General features: G+C 70.9%; 21 protein-coding genes. 12 read left to right on the forward strand and 9 right to left on the reverse strand.

Going from position 1 to position 21,448, the window contains the following annotated elements; genetic code table 11:
- Positions 1–3 precede the first annotated feature (3 nt).
- Positions 4–582 (forward strand): TetR/AcrR family transcriptional regulator, encoded by a 579-nt coding sequence (locus IT780_RS06985; RefSeq protein WP_199510556.1) that lies wholly within the window; start codon positions 4–6, stop codon positions 580–582.
- Positions 583–593: 11 nt separating this feature from the next.
- On the opposite strand, the gene IT780_RS06990 is transcribed toward IT780_RS06985, so the two are convergent.
- A complete protein-coding gene (locus IT780_RS06990; RefSeq protein ID WP_199510557.1) occupies positions 594–1,508 on the reverse strand; it encodes a DUF4349 domain-containing protein in 915 nt (304 codons plus the stop codon).
- A gap of 108 nt (positions 1,509–1,616) precedes the next feature.
- Here IT780_RS06990 and IT780_RS06995 point away from each other — a divergent pair, with 108 nt between their 5' ends.
- The 4 genes from IT780_RS06995 to IT780_RS07010 are packed head-to-tail and all read left to right on the forward strand — an operon-like array spanning position 1,617 to position 4,911.
- Positions 1,617–2,249, forward strand: a complete 633-nt coding sequence (locus IT780_RS06995; RefSeq protein WP_199510558.1) for an MBL fold metallo-hydrolase — start codon at positions 1,617–1,619, stop codon at positions 2,247–2,249.
- A 1-nt stretch (position 2,250) separates the two neighbouring features.
- Positions 2,251–3,162, forward strand: coding sequence for a hypothetical protein (locus IT780_RS07000; RefSeq protein WP_199510559.1), 912 nt, complete (start codon positions 2,251–2,253; stop codon positions 3,160–3,162).
- Between the two features lie 43 nt (positions 3,163–3,205).
- Positions 3,206–3,943, forward strand: a complete 738-nt coding sequence (locus IT780_RS07005) for an SCO6745 family protein (protein WP_199510560.1) — start codon at positions 3,206–3,208, stop codon at positions 3,941–3,943.
- A gap of 14 nt (positions 3,944–3,957) precedes the next feature.
- Positions 3,958–4,911: a GNAT family N-acetyltransferase gene (locus tag IT780_RS07010; protein ID WP_199510561.1), complete on the forward strand. Its 954-nt coding sequence runs from the start codon at positions 3,958–3,960 to the stop codon at positions 4,909–4,911.
- Here IT780_RS07010 and IT780_RS07015 read toward each other — a convergent pair.
- On the reverse strand, positions 4,908–5,369 hold the full coding sequence (locus IT780_RS07015; protein WP_199510562.1) for a gamma-glutamylcyclotransferase: 462 nt from the start codon (positions 5,367–5,369) through the stop codon (positions 4,908–4,910). The genes IT780_RS07010 and IT780_RS07015 overlap by 4 nt on opposite strands.
- A gap of 107 nt (positions 5,370–5,476) precedes the next feature.
- Here IT780_RS07015 and IT780_RS07020 point away from each other — a divergent pair, with 107 nt between their 5' ends.
- Positions 5,477–6,877 (forward strand): NAD(P)H-quinone dehydrogenase, encoded by a 1,401-nt coding sequence (locus IT780_RS07020; protein WP_199510563.1) that lies wholly within the window; start codon positions 5,477–5,479, stop codon positions 6,875–6,877.
- Between the two features lie 19 nt (positions 6,878–6,896).
- On the opposite strand, the gene IT780_RS07025 is transcribed toward IT780_RS07020, so the two are convergent.
- Complete coding sequence (locus IT780_RS07025) at positions 6,897–7,649, reverse strand: DedA family protein (RefSeq protein ID WP_199510564.1); 753 nt, start codon at positions 7,647–7,649, stop codon at positions 6,897–6,899.
- A gap of 541 nt (positions 7,650–8,190) precedes the next feature.
- On the opposite strand from IT780_RS07025, the gene IT780_RS07030 reads away from it, so the two are divergent.
- On the forward strand, positions 8,191–8,571 hold the full coding sequence (locus IT780_RS07030; protein ID WP_199510565.1) for a hypothetical protein: 381 nt from the start codon (positions 8,191–8,193) through the stop codon (positions 8,569–8,571).
- A gap of 215 nt (positions 8,572–8,786) precedes the next feature.
- Here IT780_RS07030 and IT780_RS07035 read toward each other — a convergent pair whose 3' ends face one another.
- Positions 8,787–10,547: an acetyl/propionyl/methylcrotonyl-CoA carboxylase subunit alpha gene (locus IT780_RS07035; protein ID WP_199510566.1), complete on the reverse strand. Its 1,761-nt coding sequence runs from the start codon at positions 10,545–10,547 to the stop codon at positions 8,787–8,789.
- A gap of 66 nt (positions 10,548–10,613) precedes the next feature.
- Between IT780_RS07035 and IT780_RS07040 the strand changes: the two genes are divergently transcribed.
- From IT780_RS07040 to IT780_RS07050, 3 genes are all read left to right on the forward strand, one after another.
- Positions 10,614–11,171 carry a PadR family transcriptional regulator gene (locus tag IT780_RS07040; RefSeq protein WP_233412277.1) on the forward strand — a complete coding sequence of 186 codons (558 nt, stop codon included), beginning with the start codon at positions 10,614–10,616 and terminating at the stop codon, positions 11,169–11,171.
- Positions 11,172–11,318: 147 nt separating this feature from the next.
- Complete coding sequence (locus tag IT780_RS07045; RefSeq protein ID WP_199510567.1) at positions 11,319–12,269, forward strand: ATP-binding cassette domain-containing protein; 951 nt, start codon at positions 11,319–11,321, stop codon at positions 12,267–12,269.
- A 3-nt stretch (positions 12,270–12,272) separates the two neighbouring features.
- The gene (locus IT780_RS07050) at positions 12,273–13,028 is read left to right on the forward strand and encodes an ABC transporter permease (protein WP_199510568.1); all 756 of its coding nucleotides are present in this window, start codon (positions 12,273–12,275) and stop codon (positions 13,026–13,028) included.
- 250 nt (positions 13,029–13,278) lie between these two features.
- Here IT780_RS07050 and IT780_RS07055 read toward each other — a convergent pair whose 3' ends face one another.
- The 5 genes from IT780_RS07055 to IT780_RS07075 form a co-directional block, all read right to left on the reverse strand.
- Entirely contained in the window at positions 13,279–13,899 is a 621-nt protein-coding gene (locus IT780_RS07055) for a Maf family protein (protein ID WP_199510569.1), read from the reverse strand.
- A gap of 43 nt (positions 13,900–13,942) precedes the next feature.
- On the reverse strand, positions 13,943–15,067 hold the full coding sequence (mycP, locus tag IT780_RS07060; protein ID WP_199510570.1) for a type VII secretion-associated serine protease mycosin: 1,125 nt from the start codon (positions 15,065–15,067) through the stop codon (positions 13,943–13,945).
- On the reverse strand, positions 15,064–16,485 hold the full coding sequence (locus tag IT780_RS07065; protein ID WP_199510571.1) for a hypothetical protein: 1,422 nt from the start codon (positions 16,483–16,485) through the stop codon (positions 15,064–15,066). The genes mycP and IT780_RS07065 overlap by 4 nt, the downstream gene beginning before the upstream one ends.
- Complete coding sequence (locus IT780_RS07070; protein ID WP_199510572.1) at positions 16,485–16,892, reverse strand: hypothetical protein; 408 nt, start codon at positions 16,890–16,892, stop codon at positions 16,485–16,487. The genes IT780_RS07065 and IT780_RS07070 overlap by 1 nt, the downstream gene beginning before the upstream one ends.
- A gap of 121 nt (positions 16,893–17,013) precedes the next feature.
- Entirely contained in the window at positions 17,014–17,211 is a 198-nt protein-coding gene (locus IT780_RS07075) for an acyl-CoA carboxylase subunit epsilon (protein WP_199510573.1), read from the reverse strand.
- Between the two features lie 102 nt (positions 17,212–17,313).
- Here IT780_RS07075 and IT780_RS43625 point away from each other — a divergent pair, with 102 nt between their 5' ends.
- Positions 17,314–21,117 (forward strand): serine/threonine-protein kinase, encoded by a 3,804-nt coding sequence (locus tag IT780_RS43625; protein ID WP_233412278.1) that lies wholly within the window; start codon positions 17,314–17,316, stop codon positions 21,115–21,117.
- A gap of 62 nt (positions 21,118–21,179) precedes the next feature.
- Positions 21,180–21,392: a hypothetical protein gene (locus IT780_RS07085; RefSeq protein ID WP_199510574.1), complete on the forward strand. Its 213-nt coding sequence runs from the start codon at positions 21,180–21,182 to the stop codon at positions 21,390–21,392.
- Positions 21,393–21,448: the final 56 nt, after the last annotated feature.

Genomic DNA, 21,448 nt, shown 5'->3' on the forward strand with positions numbered 1-21,448 from the left:
CGCGTGACCACCGCCAAGCCGCTGCGTGCCGACGCCCGGCGCAACCGGGAAGCCCTGCTCGCCAAGGCCCGCGAGATCTTCGAAGCGGGTGACTTCGACCTGCGTTTCGACGACTTCGCCCGGCTGGCGGGCGTGGGCGTCGGCACGCTCTACCGCCACTTCCCCACCCGGGAAGCGCTGGCCGAGGCGGTCTACCGCGAAGAGGTGGCCACCCTGTGCGCCCACGCCCGCGACCTGCGGGCGACGCTCCCCCCGGACGAGGCGCTGGCGGCGTTCCTGCGCGGCTTCGTGAGCCATCTGCACGCCCACCAGGGCCTCGCTCGCACGCTTGCCACGCTCATGGCCACGCGTTCGGGGGCCCTGGCCGAGGGGAGCGAGGCGTTGGCGCAGGCCATCGGCGAACTGCTGGCCGCGGCGGCCGAGGACGGCACGATCCGCGACGATGTCGGCGTCGGACCGGTCATGATGGCCCTGCACGGCATCTCCGCGGCCTACGACCGTCCGGGTGGCCCGGCCGACGCCGACGGCGTCATCAGCCTCGTGCTCGACGGCCTGCGCCACCGGCCGCCGTCCCCGGCCTAGAGTGCCGACTTTCAGGAACTGCCAGGTTGGGCCCGCCGGGTCCGGCGCACGTACCAGAGGACGGCCGACGCCGGCAGGGCGAGCAGCAGGAGCCACGGCAGCAGCCAGCCGACCACGGTCGCCACGACGGCCAGCGACGCCAGCAGGCCGTCCCAGCCGTTGCGCAACCCGGCGAGGAAGCCCGGCGCCCCGTCGTCGTCCTTCTCCTCCGCCACGGCCTGCGGGTCGAGCAACACGACGGTGATCGTGGACAGCGCGGTGAGGTCGCCCAGCCGGCGCTTCTTGGCCTGCAGCGACGCGAGGTCCGACTCGCGGGTGGCGACCTCGCGTTCCAGCATGACCAGGTCGTTCAGGGACTTCGCCTGGGCCAGGAGCTTGCGGCCGCTGTCCACCCGGGCCTGCTGGGTGGCGATCCGCGCGTCGAGGTCGATCGTCTCCTCGGTGACGTCCTCGGTGTTGATGCCGCGCTGCTCCTCCGTACCGATCCCGGCGAGCTGGTCCACCACGGAGGTGAACTTCTCGGCGGGCACCCGCAGCGTCAGCGTGGCGTCGCTGGACCCCTGGTCGCCGTTGCTGTTGCGCTTGTCGCCGCCGACGAAGCCCCCCGCGGCGGTCGCGATGCCGGTGGCGCGCGCGGCGGCGGTGTTGACGTCGTCCACCCGTACGGTGATCGACCCGGTGTAGATGATCGACCGCTGGTCCACGCCCAGGTCCGGTGCCTTGGCGCCGGTGTCCTTGCCCTGCCGCTCGGCGGGCGCGGCGGCCCCGCCCTGGGCCGGCGCGCGCTGCTCGCTGACGGCGGGCCCGCCGCCGGACATCGACGAGGCCTTGTCGTCCGCGCCGTCGCTGCTGCAGGCCGGCAGAGCGAGCGCGGCCACCAGCCCCGCGGCGCAGACGGCTGTTCTGACCCGAGTTCGTCCGTTCATGGATCTTCCCTTCCCCGTTCGGTCTGGACCCTGGGACGTGCGGCACGGTGACGCCGGTTCCGGCAGACTGCGTGGTGAGCGGTCACGATTCGGCAGCGGAGGGGTCCCGTGCGCGTCACGAAGTTCACGCATTCCTGCCTACGCATCGAGGGCGATGCGGTCCTGGTGGTCGACCCCGGCGGGTTCAGCGAGCGGGCGGCGCTCACCGGGGCGGACGCCGTCCTGATCACCCACGAGCACCCCGACCACCTCGACGTGGAGGGGCTCGCCGACGCCCTGGCCCAGCGGCCCGGCACCCGCGTCTACGCCCACCCCGACGTGCTGCCCAAGCTGACGGCGTTCGCCGACGTGGTCACGGCCGTGGAGCCCGGCACCGCATTCGAGGCCGCCGGCTTCACGGTCCGGGCGTACGGGGGACAGCACGCGGTCATCCACCAGGACATCCCGCGCATCGCCAACCTCGGATACCTCATCTCGGACGGCGGCCAGTCGGTGTACACGCCCGGCGACTCGTTCACCGTGCCGGAGGAGAACGTGGACACGCTGTTCGTGCCGCTGAACGCGCCGTGGATGAAGCTGAGCGAGGCGATCGACTTCGTACGCGCGGTCAAGCCGGGGCGGGCGTACGCGCTGCACGACCACCTGCTCACCGGGACCGGCGCGCAGATCTCCAACGGACACCTGGAACGGCTGGGCGGCACCTCGTACGCGCAGCTCGCCCCGGGCACTACGCTCCCCTGACGTGGCACCGAGCACCGACGAGCTGATCCGCCGGCTGTACGAGGCACCCCCGGACAACTTCGTCGCGGGCCGCGCCCAGGCCGTGGCCGACGCGCGCCGGGCCGGCGACAAGGACCTGGCCAAGCGGCTCGCCGCGCTGCGCAAGCCGACCGTGGCGGCGTGGCTGGTGAACCTGCTGGCGCTGCGCCGACCCGACCTGATCGAGGACCTCGTCGAGCTCGCCACCGCCCTGCGCCAGGCCCAGCGCAGCCTCAAGGGCGACGAACTGCGGGAGCTGTCCACCCAGCGCCGGCAGGTGGTGTCGGCGCTGGTCCGCGCCGCGCAGCAGCTCGCGGTCGAGGACGACCCGGGGCTGCGGGGGGCGAAGCTGCCGATGGCCGAGGTGGAGGCCACGCTGACCGCTGCGCTGGCCGAGCCGGAGATCGCCGAGCAGGTCCGCAGCGGCCGGCTCGTCAAGGCCGCCACGTACGCCGGCTTCGGCGAGGTGCCCCGGCCCCGCCTGCGCCTGGTCACCGCCGAGGACGCCCCCGAGCCGGAGGAGGAGCCGGAGGAGGCACCTCGCGCGTCGCCCGGCGACGAGCGGCGGCGCCGGGCCGAGGAGAAAGCGCGGGCCGAGCGGGCGGCGAAGCGGCGCGAGCTCAAGCGGGAGCTGACCGCGGCGCACTCGGCGGATCAGAAGGCACGGACCGCCCTGGAACGGGCCGAGGAGGCCGAGCGGAACGCGAGCCAGGCTGTCGACGAGCTCGAGGAGCAGATCGCCGAGCTGGAACGGCAGCGCATCGTCGCGCAGGCCGAGGTGTCGCGCCGCAAGCTCGCCCGGCGATCCGCCGAACGGGAGGCCTCGGTGGCCCGCCGCCGCGTCGGGGACGTCGAGGCCGCGCTCGAGGATCTTGAGGGGGATGAACCGGTCTAGTCGGCCATTTTCCAGAACCGGTCAGAGAGAGCAGAATCGGGCGGTGACCCCCGAACAGGCAGCCGCCAATGCCCGCGCGGGCCTCGCGTCGCTCGTCGGGGCGTTCGCGGAGTCCCCGCAGACGCTGCGTCGCGCCCGGCTGATGGGCCTGTCCGGGTGGGCGTACCACGTGTCCGCCCGGGCCGGTGCGCTCGGCGACGTGCGGCCGGAGACCGCCGCGGCCGTCATCGGCTTCATCGCGCCGGACGCGCTCACCGACGGCTGGGAGGCGGCCGCCAAGACCACCGCGCCGGTCGAGGTGGCCACGTGGCACCTGCAGGAGCTGTGCCGCTGGGGCGTCGACCAGCTCGGCGACTTCCCGCGCATCACCCGGCTGCTGGAGCTGACCAAGCGGGTGGTCGACGCCGTGGACTGCGCCGGGCTGCCGCTGTTCGCCGCCTGGCGGGCCATGCCGGTGCCCGACGCGTCGCCGGGCGCGCAGGTCGCGGTCATGCTGCACCTGCTCCACGAGCACCGGCTCGGCGTGCACGTCGTGGCCGTACGCGCCAGCGGCCTCACCCCGCTGCAGGCGATCCTCGCCGGGCCGGAGGGTGAGACCGGCGCTGTCGCGTTCGGCTGGCAGCCGCCGTACCCGCCCGCCGGGCCGATCGTGCGGCGGCTGATGTGGGCCGAGTCGGTCGCGGACTCGCTGGCGGGGCAGGCGTACGCGGCCCTGGACCTCGGCGAGCGCGTCGAACTCATCGGGCTCCTGGAATCCCTGTCGCACCGGATCGGCGGATAGGGCACGCTGGCGCGGTGACCGCACTTCCCGCCGGGTGGCGTACGCGCCGGCCCACGCTCGACGACGTCCCCGAGCTCCTCGCCCTGACCCACGCCAGCGACATCGCCGCGATGGGCGAGCCCGACTTCACCAAGGACGATGTCCGCGACGCGCTCACCGGCCCCAACACCGACATGACCCGCGACTGCTGGGTGGCGGTCGACGAGGCCGGCGCGATCGTCGGCTTCGCGTACCCGCACAACCCCGGCGGCGGGGACCGCGACTTCATCGAGGTGTACGTGTGGCCCGAGCGCGGTGTGCCCGCCCAGCGGCCGCTCCTCGAGACCATCCTCCGGCGGGCGGCTGAGCGGGGCGAGGAGTTCGGGCACTCGCCGTACACCGTACGGGCCGGAGCGGTGCCGACCGAGGAGCCGTGGATCGCGGCGCTGACCGACGCGGGCTTCCGGTTCGTCAAGCAGCACGCGCGGATGACCATGTCGCTGGAGGGTGTGGCCCCCGAGCCGCCGCAGCCGCCGGCCGGGGTGACCGTGCGGCCCGTGCGCGCGCACGACGAGGCCGAGATGCGCCGCTTCCACGCGACGATCGAGGAGGCGTTCCGCGACACCGACCACCAGGCGACCGGCTACGACACCTGGCGGCAACGCGTCGCCGGGGAGTCGAGCGTCTCGTACGACGAGTGGTTCGTCGGGGAGGTCGGCGGAGAGTGGGCCGGGGTTCTGCAGTCCTCCGACTCCAGCGCCGAGGACGGCACCGGCTGGGTGAGCGATCTCGCCGTGCTGAGGGCGTACCGGAGAAGGGGTGTCGGTGAGGCGCTCCTGCGCCGCGCGTTCGCCACCTACGCGGCCAAGGGCCGCACGTCCGCCGGCCTGGGCGTCGACCTGGCCAATCCCACCCGGGCCGCGCGGCTCTACCGTGCCGTCGGGATGCACCCCATGTTCGAGGCGAACATCTACGAGCTGACGATCTAGAGCTCCGGCGTCGACGTGCGGGTGGGGCGCTGGCGCAGGTCGTTGACGTAGTCGTCGGGCGCGCCCGCCTTCTCCGCGGCGTTGGCGATCTCGGAGAGGTACCAGGCCGTCGGCATGCCGCCCTCGTAGCCGTCGAAGACGTAGACCCACGCGCTCAGGTCGCCCTCGAGCGTCGAGACCCGCACGGTGAGCTTCTGGTACGCCCCCGCGGTCACGCCCTCCACCTCGTCGAGCTGGGCGGCGTCCCACGGGTGCACGTCGTAGAGCGACACGAAGACCCGGTCGCCGGGGGACTCGACGATCGTGGTGACCGCGCCCTCCCAGCCCAGGTCGCCCTCACCGGCGAAGGTCAGCCGCCAGCCCTCGACCCACCCCACGCCCACCATCGGCGAGTGCGGACAATAGGCCCGCATACGGGCCGGATCGAGGTTTGAGCCGTACGCGGCGTAGTGACCCACGGCGATGACGATAGCCCGATGCGCCGGTGGGGGAGAATACGAGGTGTGCGTGTCGGCACAACTCAGTCACATAAGTGACGAAACGGAACAGTGGAGGGTGAACCCACGTGAGTCGGATCGTGATCATCGGCGGCGGGCCGGGCGGGTACGAGGCGGCGCTGGTCGCGGCGCAGCTCGACGCGGAGGTCACGCTCGTCGAGGCCGAGGGGGCCGGCGGTGCGTGCGTGCTCTCCGACTGTGTGCCCTCCAAGACGTTCATCGCCAGCTCCGAGGTGGTGACCGGCTACCGGCACAACGAGCGGTTCGGGGTGCGCTCCGCCGGGCTCGAGGGCGTGAGCGTCGACGCGAAGGCGGTCAACGAGCGGGTCAAGAAGCTGGCGCTCGCGCAGTCCGGCGACATCCAGTCGAAGCTCGTCAAGGCCGGCGTGGACGTCGTGGCAGGGCGGGCGCGGCTCGGCGAGGACACCCTCGGTCACACGCACCAGGTGCTGATCAGCCCGCACGGCGGCGAGCCGTACGCGGTGGACGCCTCGACCGTGCTGATCGCCACCGGCGCGACCCCGCGGGTGCTGCCGTCCGCGGTGCCCGACGGCGAGCGCATCCTCGACTGGCGGCAGGTGTACGACCTGACCGAGCTGCCCGAGCACCTCGTCGTCATCGGTTCCGGCGTCACCGGCGCCGAGTTCGCCAGCGCGTACCTCGCCATGGGCGTGCAGGTGACGCTCGTGTCCAGCCGCGAGCGGGTCATGCCGCACGAGGACGCCGACGCCGCCATGGCCATCGAGCGGGTCTTCCGCGAGCGCGGCATGACGATCCTCAACCAGTCCCGCGCCGACTCCGTGGTCAGCACCGGCGACGGCGTCCAGGTCACCCTCTCCGACGGCCGGGTGGTCACCGGCTCGCACGCGCTGATGGCCGTCGGCGCCGTGCCGAACACCGCCGACCTGGGCCTGCGCGAGTACGGCGTCGACGTCGCCCAGGGTGGCTACGTGACCGTCGACCGGGTGTCCCGCACCAACGTCCCGGGCATCTACGCGGCCGGCGACTGCACCGGCGTGCTGCCCCTGGCCAGCGTCGCCGCCATGCAGGGCCGCATCGCCATCTGGCACGCCATGGGCGAGGCCGTCGCGCCGCTGCGGCTGCGTACGGTCTCCGCCAACGTCTTCACCGACCCGGAGCTGGCCACCGTCGGCGTCTCGCAGAACGACGTGGACGCGGGCAAGGTCCCGGCCCGGCAGGTGATGCTGCCGCTCACCGGCAACGCCCGCGCCAAGATGGCCGGCCTGCGCGACGGATTCGTCAAGCTCTTCTGCCGCCCGGCCACGGGCCAGATCGTCGGCGGCGTGGTGGTCGCGCCGAAGGCCAGCGAGCTGATCCTGCCGATCACGATGGCGATCGAGAACAACCTGACGGTGGACCAGCTGGCCCACACGATCACGATCTACCCGTCGCTGTCCGGCTCGATCGCCGAGGCCGCCCGTCAGCTCATGCTGCACGAGCTGCAGTGATCCGGGGCGGCGCCCGCTCTCACCGGCGGGCGCGCTCCCCCTCGGGGGCCGGCACCTCGCCGACCTGGTCCTCCGCCCGGTCTGCCGCTTCCCCGGCTTCCTCGCCCGTCTCCTCGGCGTCCTTGCGCCCGCCGAACAGGGCGAGGATCCAGCCCGCGGTGCCGAAGATGAGCGCGGCGGTGGCCGCGATCGCGAACAGCCGCCACGCCGACTGCGTCACGGCGGTGCCGCCGACGTGGCCGACCAGGCCGCCGTACGTGGCCCAGGCGATGGCCGCGCCGCCGTCGTAGAGGATGAACAGCTTGATCGGGTAGCCGGTACGTCCGGCGTGGTATCCGGCCGCCATCCGCCCGCCGGGCACGAAGCGGCAGAGCAGCAGCACCAGCGGGCCCGGCCGGCGCAGGCCGCGGGTGAAGCGGGCCGCGGCGCGCTTGGTGCGCGACTCGGTGGGCTCGGCCTCGGGGGCGCCCGGGTCGGCCCGCGGCGCGAACCGCTGCCGCAGCGCCGCGAGCCGGTCGCTCAGCCAGTGCTTGCGGGCGTGCCCGGCCGTGCGTCCCAGCACGAACGCGATCGAGTCGCCGGTGAACATGCCCAGCGCGCCGACCGCGATGACCAGGGCCAGGTTGAGGTTGCCGTAGACGGTGAGGGCGCCCGACGTGATCATGATGGCCTGGATGGGCACCACCGGGACCATCGCATCGATCGCGAGGAACCCGAAAATGGCCAGGTACGCCCACGCCGGTGTTGCCATCACGGTCAACAGGTCGGTCATCGGGTCGCCACCTCGCGGCTCCAGGGTTCACGGCATTGTCCGTGTGCGCACCTGAGAATGGGCTGAGTACAGGATGAGCCCGGATCAGGCCCAGGAAACGGTGATGCCCGACACGGTACGTCCTGAACGTCGCACGTGGGGGACAGGACGCGGGCGCTTTCTGCCAATCTCGGGCGCTTCCGTCCCTATTCGTACGCTTCTCCGGCGGGGTGTGATCCCGCGTACGGTGGGAGCCGGGCCGCTCCCTCTCGGCGCCTCGGTACGAGCGGCGCCCGGGCCGTCGGTAGGTCCCGTACCGGCGGCCCACCGAGATAAGCCCTGGCCATGATCGTTCATAGTGCCGCTGAGCTGGGCAACCACTTGTGGTGATTGTCGTTGTTGGTCAACGTTCGCGAACCTCGGACGGCCTGGAGACGGCCTCGGAGCCCTCGCTGAGTAGCTCAGCACTGACTCCGGGACGGCGGAGGGCGGGCAGGCAACCCTTCTGCAGGAAGGCGACAGACCACTACACCGACAGTGTCTGATCGATTACCTATAGTTCATGAAGTTCCTGAAGGAGTATTGGGGCCTTGTTGCTCTTGCCCTACTGCTCACAACTTGGTGGACGGCCGAGACGGGCGCCGCCCCGTTGTTCTTCTTATCGGGCGTCGTGGTGGTGTGGTCCCTGTTCTGGGCGCCGGCCTGGTGCGGTGCCGTCAACCGGAACGGCAAATTCTGCATCAACAACTCGCGTGGCCTCCTGCTCGGTTGCCACCTGCGCCAGCACCGCTGGCAGAAGTTCAAGATGCTCTTCTACTCCAAGCGGTGGGCACAGTTCACTCGGGGGATGTGGGCTTCCCCGACGGCGATCCTGGCAACAGTGTCAGGGACAGTCGGGACTGTGTCGGCCATCGCGACCGGGATCAAAGACTTCGCCCTCTGACCTCTTCCGTGTCAAGTTTGCGCGACGGGGTTGCTTGCGGCTCCCTTCGAGATCAGACCGTCCGGCGGCGGTGCTCCTGGTCCGGTTCGGTTGCGCTCGTTGCTGTACTTCTCTGCTGTACTGAGCGATCACCCGCTCCGCTGATCGTCGGCGTGGCGTGGCGTGGCGTGGCGTGGTGTCGGCGTCCGGTATCGGCGTTCGGGGTCCGGCCGCGGTCAGTCGTCGTTCTCGATCGTGCAGATGACGGTGCCGGCCGCGAGGGTGTCGCCGACCTTCAGCGACAGCCCGGACACCGTGCCCGCGGAGTGGGCGACCAGCGGTTGCTCCATCTTCATCGCCTCGACCACGATGATCGTGTCGCCCTCGCGGACCTGATCGCCGTCGGCGACCGCCACCTTGGCCACCGTGCCCTGCATGGGGGCGGTCAGCGCGCCCGCTCCCCCTGCGGCGGGGGTGGCGGTCGATCCGCTTCCCCGGCGGGCCGGTCGACGCGGGCCGGGTGCTGAGGGCGTACCCGTCATGAGGGTCCGGGGGAGGGTCACTTCCAGGCGCTTGCCGCCCACCTCGACCACGACGGTCTCGCGTTGCGGCGCCTCGGGCGTCGCGGCCGCGGGCGGGGTGAAGGCCGGCACGCCGCCCTCCCATTCGGTCTCGATCCAGCGGGTGTGCACGGTGAACGGCTCACTGGTGAACGCCGGGTCGCGCACGACCAGGCGGTGGAACGGCAGCACGGTGGCGATGCCCTCGATCACCGTCTCGTCGAGCACCCGGCGGGCGCGCTCGAGGGCCTCGGTCCGGGTCGCGCCGATCACGATGATCTTCGCCAGCATGGAGTCGAAGTTGCCGCCGATCACGCTGCCCGCCTCGACGCCCGCATCGACCCGGACGCCCGGCCCGGACGGCCAGGTCAGCGCGGTGACCGTGCCCGGCGCGGGCAGGAAGGTGCGGCCCGCGTCCTCGCCGTTGATGCGGAACTCGATGGCGTGCCCGCGCGGCTCCGGGTCCTCGGTGAGCGCGAGCGGCAGGCCGTCGGCGATGCGGAACTGCTCGCGCACCAGGTCGATCCCGGCGGTCTCCTCGCTGACCGGGTGCTCGACCTGCAGGCGGGTGTTGACCTCCAGGAACGAGATCGTGCCGTCCTGGCCGACCAGGTATTCGACGGTGCCGGCGCCGTGGTAGCCGGCCTCGCGGCAGATCGCCTTGGCGCTGGAGTGGATGCGTTCGCGCTGCTCGGCGCTCAGGAACGGCGCGGGCGCCTCCTCGACCAGCTTCTGGTGGCGGCGCTGCAGCGAGCAGTCGCGCGTGCCCACCACCACGACGTTTCCGTGGGTGTCGGCCAGGACCTGCGCCTCCACGTGCCGCGGCCGGTCCAGGTAGCGCTCGACGAAACACTCGCCGCGCCCGAACGCGGCGACCGCCTCCCGGGTCGCGGACTCGAACAGCGCCGGGATCTCCTCCAGCGTGCGGGCCACCTTCAGCCCGCGGCCGCCGCCGCCGAACGCCGCCTTGATGGCGACCGGCAGGCCGTGCTCCCGCGCGAACGCCACGATCTCGTCGGCGTCGGCCGCCGGCTCGGCGGTGCCCGGCACCAGCGGCGCGCCCGCCCGCTGCGCGATGTGCCGCGCGGTGACCTTGTCGCCCAGGTCGCGGATCGCCGCCGGCGAGGGACCGATCCAGGTCAGACCCGCATCGAGTACGGCCTGAGCGAACTCGGCGTTCTCGCTGAGGAAGCCGTAGCCGGGATGCACCGCGTCGGCACCGCTGCGCCGGGCGACGTCGATCAGCTTGTCGATGCGCAGATAGGTCTCCGCCGCCGTCTCGCCGCCGAGCGCATAGGCCTCGTCGGCGAGTCGCGCGGGCGGCGCGTCCCGGTCGCTGTCGGCATAGACGGCGACGCTGGTCAGGCCCGCGTCCCTGCAGGCCCGGATGACACGGACGGCGATCTCGCCGCGGTTGGCGATCAAAACCTTGCGCACGGGCTGAGCCTACCGGCCGGTACCGACATGCGCGCTCAGTCAAGTTTGCCTATTACGCTGGCGTCCATGTCCGCCACGCGCATGATGATTCTCGGCCTCGTCCAGTGGATGCAGCCGGTCCACGGCTACGACGTCCGCCGCGAGCTGCTGAGCTGGAGCGCCGACAAGTGGGCCAATGTGCAGCCCGGCTCGATCTACCACGGCCTGCGCAAGCTCTCCGAGGAAGGGCTGCTGCGGGAAGTGGCGACCGAGCAGGTGGGGGCCCGGCCGGCGCGGACCACGTACGAGATCACCGAGAAGGGCGTGGCCGAATTCGAGTCGCTGCTCCGCAACAACTGGTGGAACCTGAGCGGGTCGCCGGACCCCTTCATGGCGGCCTTCTCCTTCCTGCCGGCCCTTCCGCGCGAGGAGGCCGCGGCGGCGCTGCGGAGCAGGGCGATGCAGCTCGAGGCGGGGAACAAGCAGCTGGCGGCGGCGATGGCGGCGGACTGGGCGACCAAGAAGCCGGTGTACGTGAACTGGATGTGGGAGCTGGCGATGGAGCGCGCCGAGGCGGAGATCCGGTGGTGCTCGCGGGTGGCCGGGCTGATCGAGGCGGGGACGGCGTACTTCCCGGGCCAATAATCAAGTTTGACTAATCCGCGGTGACGGTCCTACGCTGCCATGCGGCGGTGGGGCCTCTTCGTCGGCTCTCTCCGCCTGACAGCGGCGGTCTCTGCCTGCCGCTGCACGGCGGCGGGCCCCCGGGCCCGCCCACGAGTGGGGGCCGAGATGATCGAAACGCGGGGACTGCGCAAGTCGTTCACATCCCGCCAAGGCAAAGAGAAGAAGACCGTCGAGGCCGTCCGCGGCGTCGACCTGACCGTCGACGAGGGAGAAATCTTCGGCTTCCTCGGGCCCAACGGCGCCGGCAAGACCACCACGCTGCGCATGCTCGCCACGCTGATCGAACCCGACGGCGGCACGGCCGTCGTCGCCGGCGCGGACCTGCGGAAGAACCCCAGTGAGGTGCGGCGCCGCATCGGGTACGTCGCCCAGGGCGGCGCGACCTGGGACGACTCCACAGCCCGCGAAGAGCTGATCCTCCAGGCACGCCTCTACGGCATCTCCCGGGCGGACGCCCAGGCCCGGACCGCGCGGGTGCTCGAGGCGTTCAACCTGGCCGCGTACGCCGACCGCAAATGCAAGACGTACTCGGGCGGCCAGCGTCGCCGGGTCGACATCGCGCTCGGCATCATCCACGAACCCAAGGTGGTCTTCCTCGACGAGCCCACCACCGGCCTCGACCCGCAGAGCCGCGCGCACATGTGGGACGAGATCCGCCGCCTGCGCGCCGAAGGCATCACGGTGTTCATCACCACGCACTACCTCGACGAGGCCGACGCGCTCTGCGACCGCATCTCGATCATGGACAACGGCGAGATCGTCGCCTCGGGCACGCCGGAAGCGCTGAAACGCGAGATCTCCGGCGACGTCGTTCGCGTCGGAGTCGACTCGCCGGCCCGGGCGGCGGAGGTGCTCGGCTCGGCCGACTTCGTCAACAAGCTCGAGACCCACGACGACAGCGTCCGCCTCTACGTCGACGAGGGCGCCGCGGCGATCCCCCTGGTCCTGCGCGCGCTCGACGCCGCATCCGTACCGCTCGGCACCATCGAGCTGCACCGGCCCACCCTCGACGACGTGTTCCTGACCAAGACCGGCCGATCGCTGCGGGAGAGCTGAGCCATGAAACTGCTACGGGACACCTGGCTGATCTTCCAGCGGCAGGCGCTGCTCCTGCTCCGCAACCCGGTCTGGATCCTCGTCGGCGTCTTCCAGCCGGTGATGTACCTGCTGCTCTTCGCGCCGCTGCTCAAACCGGCCCTGAACGTGCGCACCAACGCCGAGGCGTACGAGATCTTCGTGCCCGGCCTGCTGGTCCTGCTCGCCATCTTCGGCGGCCTCTTCCAGGGCTTCGGCCTGATCGCGGAACTCCGCGCCGGAGTCATCGAACGCTCCCGCGTCACCCCGGTCAGCCGTTTCGCCCTGCTCCTCGGCAGATCCCTGAGGGACACGGTGTCCCTGCTCGCCCAGGCGGTCATCATCACGCTGCTGGCCCTGCTGTTCGACCTGCGCGTGGTCCTGGGAAACCTGCTGCTGGCGTACCTGATGCTGGCCCTGATCTCGCTGATGACCTCGGCGCTGTCCTACGGCGTGGCGCTCGCGGTGAAGAGCGAGGACGTCCTCGCGCCGCTGATGAACACGGTCGCGCAGCCGGTGCTGCTGCTGTCCGGCATCCTGCTGCCTTTGACGTTCGCGCCGGGATGGCTGCAGGGAATCGCGGACTGGAACCCGTTCTCGTGGGCGGTCGACGGAGTGCGGGCGTTGTTCCGCGGGGATCTGGGGGCTCCTGAGGTGTGGCAAGGGCTGGTCATCATGGCCGTGCTGGCGGTGGCGGCCATTACGTGGGCTGCGCGATTGTTCGCTCGTAGCGTCCGCTGAGGATTTGCCGACCGGCCGCGGCTTCGGTTTGGGGGCTGCGGCCGGTCGGCGATCCGTCCTTGCGCCGCGGCGGGATTCGAGTGCCCGGCCTTTGCGCCGCGATTGGCTGTGGGTGCAGGCTTTTGTGGCGCGGCTGGCTGTGGGTTGAGGCTTCTGCGGCCCGGCCGGGCCGTGTGTTCCGGCCTTCGCGTCGCGGCCGGCTGCGGGTTCCGCCTTTGCTTCGTGGCCGGCTGCGTATCGCGCCGCGCTCTCAATCCCGCGTGGCCCACAATTGCGGCACGCTGACACCGAACGTCATGAGCAGCCGCCGGAACAGCGGAAGCGACAACCCGACCACATTCCCGTGATCCCCCTCGATCCGCTCGACGAAAACCCCGCCGAGCCCGTCGATGGTGAACGACCCGGCAACATGCAACGGCTCGCCGCTGGACACGTACGCGTCAATCTCGTCGTCGGTGAGATCGGCGAAATGCACAACCGTCGCCCCGACGTCCTCGGCCTGCTTCCCGCTCGTCAGATCGGTGAGATGGTGCCCGGTGTGCAGCACCCCGGACCGCCCCCGCATGGCCCGCCACCGGGATGCGGCCTCCTCGGCGTTCGCCGGCTTGCCGAGGATCTGCCCGTCGAAAGCCAGCACGGAATCGCAGCCGAGCACCAGAACCCCGGGGTCGGAAGGCAGGGTAGCTGCCACAGCCTGAGCCTTCATCCGAGCCAGAGCCAAGCACATCTCGTACGCGTCATCGGTCCGGACAACGGACTCATCAACGCCGCTGACCTGCACAGAAGGATCAAACCCAGCGGCGCGGAGCAGCTGCAGACGGGCAGGGCTGGCAGAGGCAAGAATCAACCGGGGGCCGTTGTCGATACGCACGAGCGCCAACGGTACAAGCCCGGGGCCGCGAAACCGGTGATGCCTACCCGGCGCTGCTGCTGGCCCGCCTCCGTCGCAACCACAAGACACCGCCCAGCGCCAGGACCACAACGGCGACTATGCCGCCCGCGACCAGCGGGGTTGAGCTGCTTTTCGACTCGGGCTCGGGGGATGCCGCTTCGGCGGTGTTCGTCGGCGCGGTGGTGGGCTGTTGTGTGGTCGGAGCGGCGCTCTGACCGTCGGACGCGGGGACTGTTCTGTCACTCAAAGCGGCGACAATGTTGATGATCCCGTGCCCGTACTCAGGGTCGACCCCGGGTGCGCCCTTGTCGGTGGCCGTGCTTTCGAGCCGTTGCACGACCTCTTCGGCGCTCATATCGGGATACTTGCTGCGTAGAAGTGCAGCAGCCCCAGAGACGATAGCTGCGGAGTCTGACGTTCCCGTGCCGGTGCGGTACCGGCCGTTCCTGCTTGTACTTTCGACGTCTTCGCCCGGAGCCATCAAATCCAGGGCGGGGCCGGTGACGGATATGTCCGCCTTCTGGCCGCTTCTGTCCACTGCGCCCACGGCGACGATCGAATCCAGCACCGCGGGCGCCGTAACTCCAGCATCGCTGGGCTTGTTGCCCGCGGACGCGACAATGACCACATCGGCGGCGGCGGCCGCTTGCACGGCTGTGATCGTCGCTGGGTCGAGCCCTCCGCCCACGGAAATGTTGATGACTTGGGCGCCGTGGGCGATCGCATACCTGATCGCCGGACCTAATTCTGCGTTCCTCGGTTGCTCGGTGTCGAGGACGCGAATGGGAAGAATCTTTGCGTCAGGGGCGATGCCGAGAGCACCGGCTCCTGACCTTCCGTGGGCGGCGATAAGGCCAGCCATCCCAGTCCCGTGCCCAGTTTTGTCCGTCCGACCGCTCCCGCCTTTTTCCACGAAGTCAAATCCGGCGAGGACGCTTCCGGACAGATCGGGATGCCTGCCCACGCCGGAATCAATGACCGCTACCCTCACCCCCTTGCCGGTGGAGATGCGGTGCGCCGCCGCAATGTCCAACGACTTGAGGTGCCACTGCCTGTCTCGAATGAAGTCCGCGTGCGCGGAAGTTGCCGGAGCGACGATGCCGACGCTCGCCACCACCACTCCGGCGGCAACGAAGAAACGTCTCATCTGGCAATGCCGATAGCGGGACCTGGATCAATAGGGCCCGGTTCGCCTGGCGGAAGCACTACTGGATCAACCCCCTGATCCGTGGCCCAGGGATTATCCCGATCCCATTGCGTGTGCTCAGAGCGGTCGTCCGAAGCCCTGCGGGCCGCTCGGGACGACGGCTGGGCCACGACATGTGAAGCGGACGTCGATCCGATAGGCCGGCCGGCTGAACGGACCCTGTTAGCGCCGGCTCCTTCCTGGCCGATAACGCCGCCGACCGGATTGACGCGACCGCCCCCGAGAGCGCGGCGACCTTGAGTTGTAGCAGGAATTTGACCGATGGTGCCGCTACCTGGAGTTGCCCCGATGACGCCGCCGGAAGGCATTGCCGCGCGGCCGGTCGGAATGCCGCTGCCGACCCGCATCGCGCCCTCGGGCAACCGACCGCCACCGGACGCCGAGCCAACTGGGCTTCTCGGGCCGCTCGTCGTATTAGGTGCGATAACTCCTGGAATTGCGCCGACAGAGGTCGTCGGCGCCGGCGCTGGGCTGACGGTTGACGGGACGAGGGACGTCGGCGGAGTCGCGACAGGGCTGGTTGCCACTCCACCAAGGATTGGGCCTGTCCCCACGCCGCCTGTCCCGATGTGGCCGGGGCCCATATGACCCGAGGGCACAGGCGTGATGGCGGATGGGGCGTGTGCCACGCCGTGGGAAGAAGAGGGGCGAGAGGACGAACTGGAGGATTGCGTTTCCGCACCACCCGGCGGAGGGATGACGGGTGGCGCCGCGAACCCTGAGCCGGATGACGACCCGTCATGATCCCCGCCGGATTCGTCCTTCGCGATCCGAGCCGGGTTGTACGGCTTGGGCTTCTGCAGGGCGCTCTGTCCACTGATCAGCGTGCTGCTCAGGTCGAACATGATGACCCGCGCCTGGTTGTTGAGCTGCTCCTGCTGGGTTGACGAGACCGGCGGCAGGGAGATTTTCGGGGGTTCGGTCGGGTCGACCGGCTTGGCGTCCTGTTCCGCCTGCCAGGCGAGGTTGGCGTTCCTGTTGGCCTCGTACTGGTCGTACAGGGGCTTCAGTTTGTTCCTGGCGAGGCTCAGCGTCAGCGCGACCGTGGAGAAGGCCGTGTAGTTCGCCGAGGCGGCGTCGTGGGTGGCTTGGAGGTCGGCGATCAGCTTGTCGAGGCGTTCGAGGTAGGCGGCTGCTGCCGGGCTCTTCGACGGGGGCCAGACCGAGGCGAGGTTGTCGCGGTACATCTGGACCTGGCCGAGGTGGGTGATGGTCAGGTCGGCCGTCTGCCGCCAGCCGGCCACCACGTCGAAGTGCTTGTCCGTCTCCTGGTCGGCGATGGCCTGCCACATGTAGCGGACGTCCTTCGAGTTCCAGTCCGTGCCGCCGTAGCCGCCGCCTCCGTCTGCGATGAGCATCAGCCGTTCTCCGCTTCGCTGTCGCGCGCCGCGGCGGCGGTCGCTTTCGTGAAGGCTGTCTCGACGTCTCCGACCTTGGCGTGCGCGTACGCGTCGGAGTTGCGGTACTCGTCGCTGATGGACTGGGCGGCGGTGGCGAAGACGTGCGTACCGTCGCGGAAGTTGTACGTGTTGGCCAGGGTCTGGTTCTGGACCTCGTTGTGCACCTTGAGGAAGCGCTGCAGCTCGGGGATGTGGTCGTTGGCCTCGGGCAGCATCGTCATCATTGATGCGGTGACCCGCTGCAGGTTGGGCTCGTAGCCTGCTTGGACCTCGTTCGCCAGGGTCTTGGCGAACTCCTCCATCGCCTGGATGTCGGTTTCGATCGAGGCGAAGCTTGTGATGGAGCTGGTTGGCGGCTCGTGCATGACGCCTGGGCCCTCCCCCGAGAGTGCGCGAAATCTTCCGCGAGACTAGTCGGTGACGGCCGGTGTTCTCGACCCCGTGCCCGGGTCTGTGGACAGACGGCCGTCTATCCACCAGCCTCGCTCACCGCGGCAAGCCCGAGTCCCGCCACGAGCCCTTTCCGGCGCTCGGCCGGGCACTACGTGTCCAAGCCGTTGTCGATGGCTTCGGGGTGTCGGCATCCGTACCCGTGTATCGGCTGGCCAGGGCTCCGACCAGGGCTGCCAGCTCTTCCGGGGTCGGCTCGCCGCGCACCACGCTGACCAGCGGTTCCTCTTCCATTGATCAAGCCTACGACCGTACCGGCGGGTATGCGGTGACACGCGTCCCACACTCGGCTGATCGATTCGCTGCGGCTCGACATGACCGGGTATTTTCTGCGTGATGTCTACTTCCCCCCCGCTCGTAGTCGCTGACCGCTACCGGCTTGTCGCGCCGCTCGGTCAGGGCGGGATGGGTCGTGTCTGGCGGGCGACCGACGTCGTCCTGCACCGCGATGTGGCGATCAAGGAGCTCGTGCCTCCTCCCGGCCTGACGCCGGACGAGCGGCGGGAGATGCGCGAGCGGTCGCTGCGCGAGGCCCGGGCCATCGCGCGCCTCAACAACATCAATGTGGTGCGCGTCTTCGACGTGCTGCGGACCGACGCCGATCCGTGGATCGTCATGGAGTACGTGCCGTCCCGCTCCCTTCAGGACATCCTGGCCAGTGACGGGCCTTTCAACCCGGTTCGTGCGGCCGAGATCGGGCTCGGCGTGCTGGGTGCGTTGCGCGCGGCGCACCGGGCGGGGGTCGTGCACCGCGACGTCAAGCCCGGCAACGTGCTGATCGGCGAGGACGGCCGGGTCGTGCTGACCGACTTCGGCCTGGCGACGGTGCCCGGCGACCCCAACGTCACCCGGACGGGGCTGGTGCTGGGCTCACCCGCGTACATTGCTCCGGAGCGTGCCCGCGACGGCACAGCCGGTCCCGGCGCTGATCTCTGGTCTCTCGGCGCGACCCTTTACGCGGCCGTGGAGGGCGCGTCGCCGTTCGCGCGGCCGTCCGCGATCGCGACGCTGGCCGCGCTGGCCACCGAGAACCCGCCGCCGGCCCGCAACGCCGGCCCGCTGAAGCCGGTCCTCAACGGTCTGCTGCGCAAGGACCCGGCGCACCGGATCAACGCCGACGAGGCGGAACGGTTGCTGCTGCGCGCCGTCGGCCGCCGGTCGAAGATCACGTTCCCGATGAGCCCGTCGATGCGCCGGCCCGGCATCGGCCGCGAACGCCCACCGGTCGTCCCCGGCGTGTCGGCCAGCGCCCCGGTCGTCCCCGGCCCGCGCCCGCCCGTGACGGGCCCCGCGGCCGGCACTCCGCCGGTTTCCCCCGGCCGTTCGGGTGCGCCGCCTGTCTCTCCAGGCCGCTCCGGCGCGCCGCCCGTTTCTCCCGGTCGTTCCGGCACGCCGCCGGTGACGACCGGCCGCGCGTCTGCCACGCCGCCGCCGGTCGCGCCCGGCCGTGCCGCCACGCCGCCGCCGGTCGCGCCCGGTCGGGCGGCCGCGCCCCCGCCGCCCGGTCGTGCCGCCACGCCGCCCGGCCACCCCGCCGTGGACCCGGCGGCCGCGCAGAACCGTCCGCAGAGCGGAGCCCCCGCTGGTCGCGCTCCCATCTTCGCCCCCGGCAAGGCGACGGTCGGCCGCGCGCCGCGTTCCGCGGACACGCCGACCCGCATCGACGCACCGCTCCCGCCCGAGGGTCCGGCTGCTGTGAAAAGTACGGGCACAGCAAAGCCACCGCCCCCACAAGCGGCAACCGGAGCGGAAAGAGGCACCGCCCTCGACGCGACGATGCGCGGGTCGGGCTCCGCCCCGGGGTCGTTCACGGTCGAGGAGGTAGCCGCAGCCCGTAAGCGCGCGGCGGCCCCCCAGCCACCGTCGAGCCGTACCCCGGCAGTAGCGCCCCCAGCCTCAACCCCCAGCCAGACCACCCCAGCAACCGAGCAGTCTCCATCCACGGCGCCGTCGCAGGAGGAGAAGGCGACGGCTCCCACGGCGAGTAAGCCGACCTCGACTGCGTCACCCGCTGCGCCAGCCGCTTCCGCCTCGACGGCTGCTCCGGCGTCGCCCGATGCTCCGGCTTCGTCCGATGCTCGGGCCTCGTCCGATGCTCGGGCCTCGTCTGATGCTCGGGCCTCGTCTGATGCTCCGGCGTCCTCCCCGTCGACGGCCGAGTCCGCGTCGCCCGCCGAGTCTCCGTCGCCTGCCGCATCGGCGCAGCCCGAGGACACCGCCTCCGAGGAAGTCCCGTCTCCGAAGCCGGCACCCAGCGCGCTCCCAGCCGAACCGTCCAGCTCCAAGCAGGACGAGGCTGAGAAGGACCCGGACGACAAGGCCGCCCCGGACGATGCGACGGTCGGCGCTACCAAGGCCGCGGCGCCGGACGCAGAGCGCACGGCAGCCGACAAGCCCGTGGTTGAGGCCGACGACTCGGTCAAGGCGGTAGCGGAGAAGCAGGCCGAGGCCAAGGCAAGCACCGCCGCGACGGAGAGCGACGCACCGACGACCGAGAGCAAGTCCGAGGACGACACCGGTAAGCCGACGGTGGGTGCTCGAGCAAGTACGACCTCGGGAACCAGGCCCTCCCGCAAGAAGGGTCGGGGCCGCCAGGCGAAGGTGCCTCCCGCGGACGTCAAGAAGCCCGCCGAGGCGCTCGCCCCCACCGCGGAAGCGTCGACCGCCAAGCCGGAGAGCACGGACGCCGAGGTCTCAGCGGACGCAGCTGCTCCCGCAGAGACGGCCGCCTCCACGCCGTCCGGCCTGGCCAAGCCCGACGTCAAGGCCGAGCCCGACCAGACCGGCGCGAAGAAGTCGGAGCCCGAGCCGGAGAAGGCGCAGCCGAAGCAAGCCGACGGCACTGCTGAACAGCGACAGGGTGAGGCCGACAAGGCCGCCGCTGCAAAGACCGACTCCACAGCCGCGCCCAAGCGCGACCAGCTCCAAGTCGCCGCCGTGCCCGCCGCAGCCACCGGCGCCGCGCCCGCCGGCGCCGCGCCCGCCGCCGCCGCGCCCGCCGCCGCCGCGGCCACTGGCGCCGCCGTCGCGGCCTCCACCGCCACGGCGGCCGAACGCACCGCAGCCCCGAAAACCGCGGCCAAGGACGAGCCGACCACGGTTGAGCCGGTCAAGTCCGATGTGGCCGCTGCCGGCGCGGCCATCTCCAAGACGGCCAAGGTCGCCGACGATGTGACCAAGACGGCCAAGGTCCAGGACAAGCCGGCCGCCGCCGAACCGGCCCGTACGCGGGTGATTCCCGCAGCGGGCAGCATGCCGAGCCGGCGTTCGCAGCGGGCCGCCGCCGAGGCTGCTGCCGGGGGTGGCGTCGCTGCTGCTCCCGTGTCCGGCGCCTCGGGCGTGCTGCCGTCGAGCCGGCCCGCGTGGCAGCCGATGAACTTCCGGGAGCCCTCCGGCGGGCGGCGCGGGCTGACCGTTTTCGGTGTCACGCTCACGCGGCGGCAGACCGTTGTGGCGCTGGCGATTCTGGCCGCCGTACTCCTGCTTCTTGTCGTTGTGCCGTTGGCTTTTGCCGGCGGTGATGACGACGATGCCGCGAAGCCGGGCCCACGGGGTGGGGTGGCGCCGGCGGCGAGTGCCGGGAAGGCGCAGCAGTCCGCTGCCGGCGCGGCGCCGCAGCAGAACACGACTGCGCCGAAGCCGGCGACCACGACGCCCTCCGCGCCGCCGTCGTCCGCGCCGGCCCGCAACGACGTTGCGGTGCCGAAGGGCTGGAAGGTGTACGGCAACTCCCGCACCGGGTTCTCCGTACCGTTGCCCGCCGGCGTGTCCGTGCAGGTCAACAACCCGGGCGAGACCGAGTTCCGGTACAACAACCGGCTGCTGATCATCTCGCAGACCGACCAGCCCGCGGCCGACCCGATGGCGGACTGGAAGCAGCAGGAGGCGACCCGCTCGGGCGGCAAGTACCGGAACTATCAGCGCATCAAGATGGTGCCCGTCGACTACTTCCAGAAGGGCGTCGACTGGGAGTTCCTCTACACCACCGTCAGCGGGAACCGGCAGCATGCGGTGAAGCGGAACTTCCTCACCGGGCCGAAGAAGGCGTACAGCATCAACTGGTACACCACGCCCGACGACTGGGACACGGCGAAGAAGGATCTTCAGGCCATCTACGACGGGTTCAAGCCGCTGTCGTGAACCGGGTGCATGAGCCCTCACGTGAATGGGTAGTCATCGTGAACCATCACTGGAGGTGCACGATGTTTCGCCGACACGGGAGCAAGCCCACCATCGCGCTGTGGATGCTCGTCGCGCTCGCTGACATCGCCATCCTCGTGGCGGCCGTGGGCATGGTGACCTTCGCGCTGGCCGCCGCCGGGGCGATGCTCGTAGCAGGTGCCGCCGTCGGCGCCTGGCAGCTGCAACGGCGCACCCAAGCAGACCCATCCCCAGCCTTGCGCCGCCGCGCCTGAGGAAAACGCCGCCCGCATCACATCACGCGCGCGGCGTGGAGCTTTCGGCGTTCTGC

The sequence above is a fragment of the Nucisporomicrobium flavum genome, assembly GCF_016464385.1.
In the GTDB taxonomy this organism is placed as follows: domain Bacteria; phylum Actinomycetota; class Actinomycetes; order Mycobacteriales; family Micromonosporaceae; genus Actinoplanes; species Actinoplanes flavus_A.